Origin of the sequence: Pasteurella bettyae CCUG 2042 (assembly GCF_000262245.1) — a bacterium.
In the GTDB taxonomy this organism is placed as follows: Bacteria; Pseudomonadota; Gammaproteobacteria; order Enterobacterales; family Pasteurellaceae; genus Basfia; species Basfia bettyae.
On sequence record NZ_AJSX01000007.1, the window covers coordinates 146,866 to 161,173 of the forward strand.

Here is a 14,308-nt window from a genome sequence, read left to right on the forward strand (position 1 = left end):
CATATTAACTATACTTCCGAGAATTTTATGCAAGAATTTAAAATTATACATAAACATCCTGACTTTATCATTATTGATAAACCAAATGAAGTATCAGTTCATAAGGATAATGAAGAAGTCGGATTAGTTCAAAAGCTTGCAAAACAATTGAATGTTCCTAAATTGTGGTTAGTTCATCGTTTAGATAAGGTGACCTCAGGATTGCTAATATTGGCTTTAAATGAATATGCTGCATCAGAATTATCACAACTATTTGCCAAACACCAAATTCGTAAAACTTATTTAGCACTATCTACACAGAAACCTAAAAAGAAACAAGGATTGATTATTGGTGATCTTGAGAAGGCGAGAAGAGGCGCTTGGAAACTGTGTCAGAGTAAAAATAATCCAGCTATTACAAGATTTGAATCTGTTAGTTGTGAAGCTAATTTGAGATTATTCATTTTAAAACCACAAACAGGTAAAACTCACCAGTTACGTGTTGCGATGAAAAGCTTGGGAAGTCCCATTTGGGGGGACGAGTTATATGGTGGAAATTTGCTAAAAGCTGACCGCACTTATTTACATGCTTTCCAATTAGAATTCACTTATCATGGCGAATTATTCGAAATAGAATCTTTTCCTAATACGGGTGTTTATTTTCTAAAAGAATCTGTTATTGAAAAAATAGAATCCCTTAAATTCCCCCTCAAACAGCGAGGGGGAATAGACATGATTTCTACTGAAAGTCTAAAATATATTGAAGATCAGCTTCAATGAGTTGCTTAGTTTTCTGCATATCGTAATGGCTTTGCAAATTTAGCCAACTTTCTGCATTAGTACCAAAAAATGCACCTAAACGTAAGGCAATATTAGCAGTAATAGGGCATTTCCCCGTAGATATCTCACTGATCTTTCTGGGAGAAAGTAAAATTGCTTTGGATAATTCAAATTGAGTAATGCCTAAAGGTTTCAGCCATTCCTCATAAAGAATTTCTCCTGGATGAGCAAAAAGAACAGGTGAATTATAAGCGTTGCTCATGTTCACCTCCATGACGTTCTAACAATTTTACATTTACAGCAGCATTATGTTTCCATGTAAAATTTAAAACCCATTCATCATTAATATTGATGGAGTATTGCCCATCCTCATCATTTTCGAGAATATCTAGTTTATTATTAGGTAATTTATTTAAGAACTTAATTGATGCAGCAGCATTTAGTTGTTGCAACTTACGCATCGCTTGCTTTTCACAAGATATAAAACGAACGATACGAGCACCTTGAAATAACTCCTGTGTATCCTTACACGCAAAATGAATTATCATTAAGTAAACCTCATATTTTAAAGGAATTGTAAACATCGAGAATGAATTCATGGCTATTCTGTGTTTTTTTACTGAATTAAACTGAATGCAAATGCTTCAGTTTAGACCATAATTTGTGATTCCTATCACAAATTATGGCATATATATACACAAAAATATCTATTAGGTCAAAAAATATATTGAATTTATTTAATAAGAGATTATGCTTAGTTTCTGAGAGTTTTTCTCAAATTAATATTTAATTATTTGATTTTTCAATAGGAGAAAGAAAATGGCATTGGGTTGGTATGAATTAAAATTAGCTAAAGATGGACAATTTATGTTCAATTTAAAAGCGGCAAATAGCCAAGTTATTCTAACTAGCGAGCTTTATAAATCTTGTGCAGCAGTAGAAAATGGTATTGCTTCTGTACAAAAAAATGGCGTAACTGAAAAAAACTTTGAGTTAAAAGAAAATAAAAAAGGTGAACCTTATTTTATTTTAAAAGCTCAAAATCACCAAGAAATTGGTCGTAGTGAATACTATTCATCTAAGGCATCTGCTGAAAATGGAATTAAATCAGTAATGAAAAATGCAGCCACTACAGTAATTAAAGATAAAACTCAGGCATAGATAGTATATTGTCGAGTTTTTGACATAGAATTTTAATAAGGGCAATCGATAGAGATTGCCTTTTTATCTTTATAGAATGGCTGAATTCTTTTAGCAACAGAAGAAAGTGCGGTTATTTCCAGTAAAATTTTCTCTATTTACATAATAATAACGTGATTTTTTAATAAGTTAGTATTATTATAAGGAGTATTTTATCAAATTAGACAAGTAAATAGAGGATGGGTATGCAAAACCTAAAAGAAATTACTGAACAAGCTCGTTCAGCGCTAGAAATGTTACATGATAAAGGGCTAGATGCACTGGAAGCATTTCGTGTTGAATATTTTGGAAAAAAAGGGCATTTTACTCAGTTAATGCAAGGCTTGCGAGATGTTGCTGCCGAAGAACGTCCAGCACTAGGTGCAAAAATTAATGAAGCTAAACAAACAGTATTAGAAATTTTAAATGCTAAAAAAGAAGAATTTGAAAAAGCAGCATTAAATGCACAATTAGAAAAAGAACGTATTGATGTAAGTTTGCCTGGACATAAAGTTGAGTTGGGTGGTTTACATCCGGTCAGTTTAACCATTGAGCGGGTAACAAAATTCTTTTCAGAATTAGGTTTTTCTGTTGAATCTGGCCCTGAAATCGAAAGTGATTACTATAATTTTGATGCATTAAATATTCCTAAACATCATCCGGCACGTGCTGATCATGATACATTCTGGTTTAATCCTGACTTATTGCTTCGCACACAAACATCTGGCGTACAAATTCGTTCTATGGAAAAACAAAAACCACCTATTCGAATTATTGTACCTGGCAAAGTTTATCGTAATGACTATGACCAAACTCATACGCCGATGTTCCATCAAATTGAATTGCTGTATGTGGATAAAAAAGTCAATTTCACCGAATTAAAAGGTGTGCTTTATGATTTCTTACGTGCATTCTTTGAAGAAGATTTACAAGTACGTTTTCGCCCATCTTACTTCCCATTTACAGAGCCTTCTGCTGAAGTTGATATTATGGGCAAAAATGGTAAATGGTTAGAAGTATTAGGTTGCGGAATAGTCCATCCTAATGTATTACGTAATGTAGGTATTGACCCAAATGAATATTCAGGATTTGCGGTAGGTATGGGAGTTGAACGTTTAACCATGTTACGCTACAACGTAACAGATTTACGTTCATTTTTTGAAAATGACCTACGATTCTTAAAACAATTCAGATAAATAATGTGTAATAGCGTATTGTTTACGCTAACTGAGCAGAATAAAAGAATACAAAATAAAGGATAGAATTAATGAAATTCAGTGAACAATGGGTCCGTGAGTGGGTAAATCCCGCTGTCAATACAGAGCAATTATGTGAACAAATCACCATGCTTGGATTAGAAGTAGATGGAGTGGAAGCTGTCGCTGGCGATTTTACTGGCGTTGTTGTAGGTGAGGTGGTTGAGTGTGCTCCACATCCAGATGCAGATAAATTACGTGTAACAAAAATTAATGTTGGTAGTGAACGACTATTAGATATAGTTTGTGGTGCACCAAACTGTCGCCAAGGTCTAAAAGTCGCTTGTGCAACTGATGGCGCAGTATTACCTGGTAATTTTAAAATTAAGAAAACTAAATTACGCGGACAACCTTCAGAAGGGATGCTTTGCTCATATAGCGAATTAGGCATTTCTGAAGATCATAGCGGTATTATTGAATTACCTACAGATGCACCTGTCGGTATGAACCTCCGTGAATATCTTAGTTTAGATGATAAAGAAATTGAAATTAGCTTAACACCAAACCGTGCAGATTGTTTAAGTATTGCGGGTATCGCTCGTGAAATTGGTGTGGTAAATCAATTGCCAATAACTGAGCCTGAAATCAACACTGTATCGGTAACAACAAATGAGAAAGTGGCTATTGAACTTATTGCTCCAGACGCTTGTCCTCGCTATTTGTTGCGCTCAGTAAAAAATGTGAATGTAAAAGCACCAACACCACTATGGATGAAAGAGAAATTACGTCGTTGTGGTATTCGTTCTATTGATCCAATCGTCGATATTACCAATTACGTGTTGCTTGAATTAGGTCAACCGATGCATGCTTTCGATGCGGACAAAGTGGTTCAGCCTATTCAGGTTCGTTTAGCTAAAGATGATGAAGAATTAGTGTTACTAGATGGTTCAGTGGCTAAATTACAAAGCAATACCTTAGTTATTGCGGATCAAAAAGGTCCAATTGCTATGGCTGGTATTTTTGGTGGTCAAGCCAGTGGTGTTAATACAGAAACAAAAGATGTTATTTTAGAAGCCGCATTTTTTGCACCATTAGCCATTACAGGTCGTGCTCGTCAATATGGTTTACATACAGATGCTTCACACCGCTTTGAGCGAGGTGTAGATTTTGCATTACAACATAAAGCAATGGAGAGAGCTACCGCACTTTTAGTTGAAATCTGCGGTGGTGAAGTAGGTGAAATTTGTGAGGCAGTAAGTGAACCACATTTACCTAAATTAAATGAAGTAATATTACGCCGTAGCAAATTAGATTCACTTTTAGGACATCATATTGAAACTGAAATAGTGACAGAAATTTTCCATCGCTTAGGTTTGCCTGTTCATTATGAAAATGATATGTGGACTGTCACTTCGGCAAGTTGGCGTTTTGATATTGAAATTGAAGAAGACTTAATTGAAGAAATTGCTCGTATTTATGGTTATAACAGCATTCCAAATAATGCACCTTTAGCACATTTAACTATGCGTGAACATCGTGAGTCTGAGCTTGAATTATCACGTATTAAATCAACATTAGTAGATAATGATTTCCATGAAGCAATTACATATAGCTTTGTTGATCCAAAATTACAATCCATTCTACATCCAGACCAAGAAGCTTGGATTTTACCTAATCCAATTTCAAGTGAAATGTCAGCAATGCGTGTTTCATTATTGACGGGGTTATTAAGTGCGGTAGTATATAATCAAAATCGTCAGCAAAACCGTGTTCGCTTATTTGAAACAGGGTTACGTTTTATTCCTAATGCAAAATCAGAATTCGGTATTCGTCAAGAATTAATGTTTGCAGCTGTGATGACAGGCTCCCGTTTAAATGAACATTGGGCAACTAAAACAGCACCAGCCGATTTCTTTGATTTAAAAGGTAACATTGAGAACCTTTTAGCATTAACAAAAGCTGGCGGCCGTGTTAAATTTGTAGCGAAAGAATTTCCTGCGTTTCATCCAGGTCAATCAGCGGCAATGGTATTAGATGGTGAAGAAATTGGTTATATTGGTCAAATTCACCCAATAGTTGCACAAAAATTAGGGATCAATGGTAAAGCATTTGCTTGTGAATTATTGGTATCTAAAGTTGCTGAACGCAATGTTGCTAGTGCAAAAGAAATTTCTAAATTTCCTTCAAATAAACGTGACTTAGCATTAGTTGTTGAGGAAAATGTAGCTGCAAGCGATATTATTGATGCATGTCGTGAAGCAGCAGGTAATAAATTAACTCAAGTTAATTTATTTGATGTGTACCAAGGTCAAGGTGTTCCTGAAGGCTATAAAAGCCTTGCAATTAGTTTAACTATTCAAGATACTGAGAAAACTTTGGAAGAAGATGATATTAATGCGGTAATTTCTGTTGTATTATCCGAGTTAAAAGAACGTTTTAATGCTTACTTAAGAGATTAAACTTATGACTTTAACTAAAATAGAACTTGCAGACAATCTAATTGAAAAACATGGTTTAAATAAATCAGATGCTAAAGCCTTAGTAGAGGATTTTTTTGAAGAAATTCGCATTGCCTTAGAGCAAGGTCAAGATGTAAAGCTCTCTGGCTTTGGTAATTTCGAATTACGAAATAAATCATCTCGTCCAGGACGCAACCCTAAAACAGGCGAGAGTGTTCCTGTTTCAGCACGTCGTGTTGTGGTATTTAAGCCAGGTCAAAAATTACGTACTCGTGTAGAAAAAACCAAACCGAAAAGTTAATTTTTTCTAATATGAATATAAAAGCTATCTATAAGAGGATTATAGATAGCTTTATTTGTATACAGGAGAGTTTTATGAGCTTTTCATTTAGAAAATTTTGTTTAATACTTTCTATTGCTACATTAACAGCTTGTTCAAGTAATTTCTCATCTATTAATTATAAAGGACAATTAAATGATCCTATCATGGTAATTACATTATTGAGCGAGCAACAAAGAGAATGGGCTGGAGCACCTTATGTTTTAGGTGGAACATCAAGAAATGGTGTAGATTGTTCAGGATTTGTGCAAACTACTTTCATGGATCGATTTAATATCGCATTACCTAGAACAACTACAGCACAAGCTAAATATGGTAGAGAAGTAGATTTAGATAATATTCAAACTGGTGATCTTGTATTCTTTAAAACTGGACGTGGACCTAATGGATACCATGTAGGAATTTATGTAAAAGATAATAAATTTTTGCACGCCTCAACTAAAGGTGGTGTAATTTATTCTTCAATGAATAATCCATATTGGAAGGATGCCTACTGGCAAACTAGAAGAATTTAGTCTAAAAGCCACAATTATGTGGCTTTTATTTTATAGTCAATTAACAGACTTCTTTAAATTGAATAAGTTGTTCTTCTTCAATTTCTATTTCATTATCATCAAGTAAAGGTGAAATTGGCAGTTCTTCTTTATCAAAAGCAATATCACCCTCAACCCCATCTAAAACTTGTCCCTGTTTAATACCTTTAAAATCAAAGAGTTTTGGATCACACATATGTGACAACGTAATATTTTGCATGGCACTAAACATCGTTTCTAGGCGACCAGGATATTGTCTATCCCAAGTATTCAACATTTCCTTAACCACTTGACGTTGTAAATTGGGCTGTGAGCCACATAAATTACAAGGAATGATAGGGAATTGTTTAGCAATAGCATATTTTTCAATATCTTTTTCTTTGCAATAAGCCAATGGACGAATCACCACTTGTTTACCATCATCGGAGATCAATTTAGGTGGCATAGATTTTAATTTACCGCCATAAAACATATTTAAAAATAATGTTGCCAACATATCATCACGATGATGACCTAAGGCAATTTTAGTTGCCCCGAGTTCTGTTGCTGTACGATATAAAATACCACGGCGTAAACGAGAACAAAGTGAGCAAGTTGTTTTACCTTCAGGGATTTTTTCTTTAACAATTCCGTATGTGTTTTCTTCAACAATTTTGTAATCTACACCAATACTTTTTAAATATTGAGGAAGAATATGTTCAGGAAAACCAGGTTGTTTTTGGTCTAAATTTACTGCCACAATATCAAAGTGGACAGGAGCGTTATGGCGTAAATTCAATAAAATATCAAGCAGCGTATAGCTGTCTTTGCCACCAGATAAACATACCATCACTTTGTCGCCATCTTCAATCATACTAAAATCAGCGATAGCATTTCCTACATTGCGTCTTAAACGCTTCTGTAATTTATTAAAGTTATAAGCTTGTTTTTTTTCTTGTTGAGTTGTCAATTCAGTCATTTTTTATCTTAAAATTCATGTTAAATATCAAAAAACCTGCGTATAGTAAGGCTTTATAAAAAATTTTCCAATAAAAATTATTTATTTACGATAAATCACTCAGTTTTTGTCATAATTTCAAGCTGTAAGAATGGTTAAAATACTGTATACTTTAAAAAATTTTTATGTATTTTAAACTGGTTGTGAGAAACCTTAATGCTTGAAACATCACAAACAATTCCTGAATTAGTTTCTTGGGCAAAAGAGCGAGAATTTTCTTTAAGTTTGTCCACTGATCGTTTAGCGTTTTTATTAGCTATTGCTATTTATAATAATGAGCGCTTTGATGGCGAAATGATTGAATCTGATTTAGTAGATATTTTCCGTCATGTATCGAATGAGTTCGAACAGTCTCAGGATACCATTTCAACACGTGCAAACAATGCGATTAATGAATTGGTGAAACAACGTTTTCTTAATCGTTTTAGTAGCGAATTTACCGAAGGATTATCAATTTACCGCTTAACTCCATTAGGTGTTGGTGTATCTGATTATTATATCCGTCAACGTGAATTTTCTGCCTTACGTCTTTCTGTGCAATTAGCCATTGTAGCTGATGAAATTCAACGTGCATCAGAAGCGGCAGAAGAAGGAGTAGAATCAAATAGTGATGAGTTCTATTGGCGTCGTAATGTTTTTGCGCCTCTTAAATATTCTGTTGCAGAAATTTTCGATAGTATCGATTTATCACAACGTGTAATGGATGAAAATCAACAAAACATCAAAGATGAAATTGCTGAACTCTTAACCAAAGACTGGCAAGCGGCTATTGCTAGTTGTGAACGTTTGTTAGATGAAACTTCAGGTAATCTACGTGAGTTGCAAGATACATTAAATGCAGCTGGTGATAAGCTACAAGAGCAATTATTACGTATTCAAGACTGTGTAATTGGTCATGATGAATTATATTTCATCGAACAACTCATTACTGATTTACAAGCAAAATTAGATCGTATTATTAGCTGGGGACAACAAGCTATTGACTTATGGATTGGTTATGACCGCCATGTTCATAAGTTTATTCGTACCGCTATTGATATGGATAAAAATCGTGTATTCTCACAACGCCTACGTAATTCAATTCGTAACTACTTTGATATGCCATGGTATTTATGGATAGCACAAGCTGAACGCTTAGTGGATTTACGTGATGAAGAGTTAGCATTACGTGCAGAAGATGCCCTAGGTGAATTACCAGCAGAGTTAGAATTCGAACAACTTTCAGATTTACATGATCAAATAGTAGATTATATGCAAAACTTACTCATTGAGTATCGTGAACATAATCGTCCGATTAATTTAAGCAAAATATTACATGATCAATTAGCCGGTTATCCATTAGCTCGTCAATTTGATGTAGCAAGAATCATTGTTGACCAAGCCGTACGCCTTGGTATGGCAAGTGATGATTTATCGGGTAAGTACCCTGAATGGCAAGAAATTAATCATCGTGGTGCGGAAGTCCAAGCAAATACCATTGATGAATACCGTTAAAAGTGCGGTTGATTTTTGCAAAATTTCTAGAATAAATTCAATGGTGTAAAACATCATTGATAAAGTTTAGCAGGTGTTACCACCTAAACACAGAGAAGAAAAAATGACAGACAATCTTCAAGAACTTATTTCACCTAAGCTCGCAGCAGCAATTGCCAATCCATTATTCCCTGACGTGGATAGTCAATTACGTTCAGGCAGACATATTAGCCAAGAACATTTAGATAATTATTCATTTTTAGCCGATTTTCAAAATGAATTAGATGGTTTTTATCGCCGTTATAATGTAGAACTTATTCGTGCCCCAGAAGGCTTTTTCTATTTACGCCCTAAAGCAACTACGTTGATTTCACGTTCAGTTCTGAGTGAACTTGAAATGCTAGTAGGTAAAGTGTTGTGTTATTTATATCTAAGCCCAGAACGCTTAGCACAGCAAGGCATTTTCACGACACAAGAAGTCTATGATGAATTATTAAATCTTGCAGATGAAAGTAAATTACTCAAAGCTGTCAATCAACGTTCCAGCGGTTCTGATTTAGATAAGCAAAAACTGGCTGAGAAAGTGAGAGCCGCAATTAGTCGTTTACGTCGTTTAGGTATGATTTACACTGTTGGTGAACAAAATAGTGGCAAGTTCACTATTTCTGAATCAGTATTTCGTTTTGGTGCTGAGGTTCGTGCAGGAGATGATGCTCGTGAAGCACAATTACGTTTAATTCGTGATGGAGAAGCAGCAACACCAGAATCATTACAACAAACAGAACAAAGTGCGGTTAAATCTGACGAAAATTTTGAAGATGAATTAAATGATGAGTTAGGAGACGAAGAATAATGTCCGAAGAATTAGAACTAGAAAATGAATTTCTGGAAGAAAAAATCGAAGAAACTTCAGCTCCCACTGCAGTATTAGCTCAATCAACTGTCGAACGTGGCAAGTTCCGTTCATTAACGTTAATTAACTGGAATGGTTTTTTCGCACGTACATTTGATTTAGATGAATTAGTAACCACCTTATCTGGTGGCAATGGTGCTGGTAAATCAACCACGATGGCTGGTTTTGTTACCGCATTAATTCCTGACTTAACATTATTACATTTTCGTAATACCACAGAAGCAGGTGCCACTAGTGGTTCTCGTGATCGAGGTTTACATGGTAAATTACGTCCTGGGGTTTGTTATGCAGTACTTGATACAGTAAATTCTCGCCATCAACGTGTGTTAGTCGGTGTGCGTCTGCAACAAATTGCTGGTCGTGATAAAAAAGTTGATATCAAAACTTTCTCTATTCAAGGATTAGAACTGTCATTTCATCCAACGCATATTTTGACAGAAGCTTTAGGTGAACGCCAAGCTCGTGTACTGAATTTAACTGAGTTAAAAGATAAAATGGATGAAATAGGTGCACAATTTAAACAATATCATTCTGTTGCTGATTATCACAGCATGATGTTTGAATTGGGAATTATCCCTAGACGTCTACGTTCATCATCAGATCGAAGCAAATTCTATAAATTAATTGAAGCCTCATTATATGGTGGTATTTCAAGTGCAATTACTAAGTCATTACGTGAATATTTATTGCCTGAAAACTTAGGCGTACGTAAGGCTTTCCAAGATATGGAAAGTGCTTTACGTGAAAACCGAATGACTCTTGAAGCCATTAAGATGACACAATCTGATCGTGATTTATTCAAACATTTAATCACTGAGACGACTAATTATGTTGCTTCAGATTATATGCGTAATGCTAATGAAAGACAGGGTAATATTGAGTCTGCCTTAAATTTCCGTAAAGAATGGTATTCAGCAAAATCTGAACAAGATTTATCACAACATAAATTAATTGATTTAAGTCGTGAAGCCGCTGAATTAACTGAAAATGAAAAAACATTAGAAGTCGATCACCAAAGTGCATCAGACCACTTAAATTTAGTTCTTAATGCATTACGTCACCAAGAGCGTATTGAGCGTTATCAAGAAGATGTGTCTGAATTAACAGAACGTCTAGAAGAACAAAAAGTCGTGGTGGAAAATGCAAATGAACAGCTAGAAGAAAGCCAGGCTCAATTTGAAAATTTAGAAAATGAAGTTGACCAAATTCGTTCACAATTGGCCGACTATCAACAAGCACTAGATGCCCAACAAACTCGAGCATTACAATATCAGCAAGCAATTCAAGCTTTAGAGAAAGCGAAAGCTTTATGTGGTTTAGCAGAGCTATCAGTGAAAAATATTGATGCTTATCATGATGAATTTAAAGCACAAACCGAGACATTAACAGATAAAGTGCTTGAATTAGAACATAAAATGTCTATTTCTGAAGCTGCCAAAACCCAATTTGATAAAGCTTATCAATTAGTATGTAAAATTGCAGGAGAAGTACCACGTTCAGCTGCTTGGGAGAGTGCAAAAGAATTATTACGTGAATATCCAACACAAAAAATTCATGCTCAACAAACACCTCAATTACGTGCAAAATTATATGAATTAGAACAACGTTATGCTCAACAACAAAATGCAGAACGCTTGTTAAAAGAGTTTAATCAACGTGCAGAATTAAATTTAACCTCTGCAGAAGCGCTAGAAGAATTTCATGCAGAGCAAGAGGTTCTTGTTGAAGATCTAACCGTTGAATTATCAGAACAAGTTGAAACACGCTCAACCTTACGTCAAAAACGTGAACAATTGACCGCACTTTATAATGAAAATGCTGATAAAGCACCTGCCTGGTTAACAGCTCAAGCCGCTTTAGAACGTTTACAAGATCAAAGTGGTGAACAATTTGAGAATAGTCAAGATGTTATGCAATTCATGCAATCTCAACTAGAGAAAGAACGTGAATTGACTATGCAACGTGATCAGTTAGAACAAAGACGTCAACAACTAGATGAACAAATTTCTCGTTTAAGCCAACCAGATGGTTCTGAAGATGCTCGTTTAAATGTATTAGCTGAACGTTTTGGCGGTGTATTATTATCAGAACTTTATGATGATGTTGCAATTGAGGATGCTCCATATTTCTCAGCATTATATGGTCCAGCTCGTCATGCTATTGTTGTTCGTGATTTATCTGTAGTCAAAGAACAATTAACACAATTAGATGATTGCCCTGATGATTTATATTTAATTGAAGGAGATCCTTCTGCATTTGATGATAATGTATTTTCAGCTCAAGAGCTTGAGCATGGTGTAGTCGTTCAAGTATCTGAGCGTGAACTGCGTTTTTCTAAATTCCCTGAAGTACCATTATTTGGTCGTGCGGCACGCGAAAAACATTTAGAAGAACTAGAGGCACAACGTGATGAAGTGGTTGAAGATTATGCACAACGTGCTTTTGATGTACAAAAATGCCAACGATTACATCAACAATTTAGTCAATTTGTTGGTTTACATCTAGCATTAGCATTCCAAACCAATCCTGAAGAGGTTATGCGTGAGATTAATCAAAAACGTAATGATATTGACCGTCAATTAACCAACTTCAGCACAGGGGAACAACAAATTCGCATTCGCTTAGATAAAGCAAAAGAGAGAATGCAATTATTAAATAAATTGATTCCGCAATTAGCTTTATTAGCAGATGATAGTCTATTAGATCGTATTCAAGAATGTCGTGAACAATTAGATGTTGCTGAGCAGGATGAACAATTTATTCGTCAAAATGGCACTATGTTATCGCAATTAGAGCCTATTGCTAATACATTACAAAGTGATCCAGAAAATTATAACCGATTAAAAGACGATTTATATCAAGCTATAACATCACAAAAACAAGCACAACAAAAAATGTTTGCTTTAGCAGATGTTGTTCATCGTAAAACACATTTTAATTATGAAAATGCGGTTCAAGTAGAAACTAATGATTTAAATGAACAATTACGTGCACGTTTAGAACAGTTACAAGCGCAACGCGAACAACAACGTGAGCAATTACGTCAAAAACAAGCGCAATTTGCACAATTTAATCAACTTTATATTCAATTACAAAGCTCGTTTGAAACTAAAAATCAGATGCTTAAAGAGTTAACGCAAGAAGTTGTAGACTTAGGTGTAAGAGCTGATGAAGGTTCAGAAGAGCGAGCTCGTAATCGTAAGGAGCAATTATATCAACAATTATCAATTGCTCGCCAACGTCGTAGCTATATTGAAAAACAATTAACTTTAATTGAAAGTGAGGCAGAAAACTTATCTCGTCGTATTCGTAAAGCAGAACGAGATTATAAAACTCAACGCCAATTAGTCGTTGCTGCCAAAGTAAGTTGGTGTGTGGTATTACGTTTGTCTCGTAATAGCGATGTAGAAAAACGCTTAAATCGTCGTGAATTTGCTTATTTATCTGCAGATGAATTACGTTCAATGTCAGATAAAGCTTTAGGTTCATTAAGAACGGCTGTTGCTGATAATGAATATTTACGTGATACCTTACGTGTTTCAGAAGATAGCCGTAAACCAGAAAATAAAGTCCGATTCTTTATTGCCGTTTATCAACATTTACGTGAGCGTATTCGTCAAGACATCATTAAAACAGATGATCCAATTGATGCAATTGAACAAATGGAAATTGAGCTTTCTCGCTTAACTGATGAGTTAACTAATCGTGAACAAAAATTGGCAATTAGTTCCGAAAGTGTTGCTAATATTATGCGTAAGACAATTCAACGTGAACAAAATCGTATTCGTATGTTGAATCAAGGTCTCCAAAATATTTCATTTGGTCAAGTTAAATCTGTACGATTAATGGTAAATATTCGTGATACTCATGCTATGTTATTAGATGCATTATCTGGTAATCAGGAAGAATATCAAGATTTATTCAGCGATAATCGCATGACCTTCTCTGAAGCTATTGCAAAACTTTACCAACGTTTAAATCCACATATTGATATGGGGCAACGTACAGCACAAACAATTGGTGAAGAATTATTAGATTATCGCAATTACCTAGAGCTTGAAGTAGAAGTATATCGTGGCGCTGATGGTTGGTTACGTGCTGAAAGTGGTGCATTATCAACAGGTGAAGCAATTGGTACAGGGATGTCAATCTTATTAATGGTTGTTCAAAGCTGGGAAGAAGAAAGCCGTCGTATTCGTGCCAAAGATATTGTGCCTTGCCGTTTGTTATTCTTAGATGAGGCTGCTCGTTTAGATGGTAAATCTATTTCAACCCTATTTGAATTATGTGGTCGTTTAGACATGCAATTAATTATTGCCGCCCCTGAAAATATCAGTCCTGAAAAAGGTATAACTTATAAATTAGTGCGTAAAATCTCTGGCAACCAAGAGCATGTTCATGTTGTTGGTTTACGTGGATTTGGTGCAACAGAGTAGTTCTCTATCACGTTACAAAAGTG

Annotated in this window: 12 protein-coding genes; 9 read left to right on the forward strand and 3 right to left on the reverse strand. The window is 35.0% G+C overall.

What is annotated here, in order from left to right:
• Positions 1 to 27 precede the first annotated feature (27 nt).
• Complete coding sequence (locus HMPREF1052_RS01900; RefSeq protein WP_005759093.1) at positions 28 to 759, forward strand: TIGR01621 family pseudouridine synthase; 732 nt, start codon at positions 28 to 30, stop codon at positions 757 to 759.
• Here HMPREF1052_RS01900 and HMPREF1052_RS01905 read toward each other — a convergent pair.
• Positions 719 to 1,021, reverse strand: a complete 303-nt coding sequence (locus HMPREF1052_RS01905; RefSeq protein ID WP_005759133.1) for a HigA family addiction module antitoxin — start codon at positions 1,019 to 1,021, stop codon at positions 719 to 721. The genes HMPREF1052_RS01900 and HMPREF1052_RS01905 overlap by 41 nt on opposite strands.
• Complete coding sequence (locus HMPREF1052_RS01910; RefSeq protein ID WP_331271006.1) at positions 1,005 to 1,358, reverse strand: type II toxin-antitoxin system RelE/ParE family toxin; 354 nt, start codon at positions 1,356 to 1,358, stop codon at positions 1,005 to 1,007. The genes HMPREF1052_RS01905 and HMPREF1052_RS01910 overlap by 17 nt, the downstream gene beginning before the upstream one ends.
• A gap of 220 nt (positions 1,359 to 1,578) precedes the next feature.
• On the opposite strand from HMPREF1052_RS01910, the gene HMPREF1052_RS01915 reads away from it, so the two are divergent.
• The 5 genes from HMPREF1052_RS01915 (at position 1,579) to HMPREF1052_RS01935 (ending at position 6,448) form a co-directional block, all read left to right on the forward strand.
• The gene (locus HMPREF1052_RS01915; protein ID WP_005758813.1) at positions 1,579 to 1,920 is read left to right on the forward strand and encodes a YegP family protein; all 342 of its coding nucleotides are present in this window, start codon (positions 1,579 to 1,581) and stop codon (positions 1,918 to 1,920) included.
• A gap of 224 nt (positions 1,921 to 2,144) precedes the next feature.
• On the forward strand, positions 2,145 to 3,134 hold the full coding sequence (gene pheS / locus HMPREF1052_RS01920) for a phenylalanine--tRNA ligase subunit alpha (protein WP_005759105.1): 990 nt from the start codon (positions 2,145 to 2,147) through the stop codon (positions 3,132 to 3,134).
• 71 nt (positions 3,135 to 3,205) lie between these two features.
• Entirely contained in the window at positions 3,206 to 5,593 is a 2,388-nt protein-coding gene (gene pheT / locus HMPREF1052_RS01925; RefSeq protein WP_005759095.1) for a phenylalanine--tRNA ligase subunit beta, read from the forward strand.
• Between the two features lie 4 nt (positions 5,594 to 5,597).
• On the forward strand, positions 5,598 to 5,894 hold the full coding sequence (locus tag HMPREF1052_RS01930; RefSeq protein ID WP_005759135.1) for an integration host factor subunit alpha: 297 nt from the start codon (positions 5,598 to 5,600) through the stop codon (positions 5,892 to 5,894).
• A 74-nt stretch (positions 5,895 to 5,968) separates the two neighbouring features.
• Positions 5,969 to 6,448 carry a C40 family peptidase gene (locus HMPREF1052_RS01935; protein WP_005758978.1) on the forward strand — a complete coding sequence of 160 codons (480 nt, stop codon included), beginning with the start codon at positions 5,969 to 5,971 and terminating at the stop codon, positions 6,446 to 6,448.
• Between the two features lie 40 nt (positions 6,449 to 6,488).
• Here HMPREF1052_RS01935 and ttcA read toward each other — a convergent pair whose 3' ends face one another.
• Complete coding sequence (gene ttcA / locus HMPREF1052_RS01940) at positions 6,489 to 7,424, reverse strand: tRNA 2-thiocytidine(32) synthetase TtcA (protein WP_005758879.1); 936 nt, start codon at positions 7,422 to 7,424, stop codon at positions 6,489 to 6,491.
• Between the two features lie 195 nt (positions 7,425 to 7,619).
• On the opposite strand from ttcA, the gene mukF reads away from it, so the two are divergent.
• From mukF to mukB, 3 genes are all read left to right on the forward strand, one after another.
• Positions 7,620 to 8,957, forward strand: coding sequence for a chromosome partition protein MukF (mukF, locus tag HMPREF1052_RS01945; protein ID WP_005758814.1), 1,338 nt, complete (start codon positions 7,620 to 7,622; stop codon positions 8,955 to 8,957).
• 103 nt (positions 8,958 to 9,060) lie between these two features.
• Positions 9,061 to 9,789 carry a chromosome partition protein MukE gene (gene mukE / locus HMPREF1052_RS01950; RefSeq protein WP_005759149.1) on the forward strand — a complete coding sequence of 243 codons (729 nt, stop codon included), beginning with the start codon at positions 9,061 to 9,063 and terminating at the stop codon, positions 9,787 to 9,789.
• The gene (gene mukB / locus HMPREF1052_RS01955) at positions 9,789 to 14,285 is read left to right on the forward strand and encodes a chromosome partition protein MukB (protein ID WP_005759248.1); all 4,497 of its coding nucleotides are present in this window, start codon (positions 9,789 to 9,791) and stop codon (positions 14,283 to 14,285) included. Before mukE ends, mukB begins: the two co-directional genes overlap by 1 nt.
• Positions 14,286 to 14,308 lie beyond the last annotated feature (23 nt).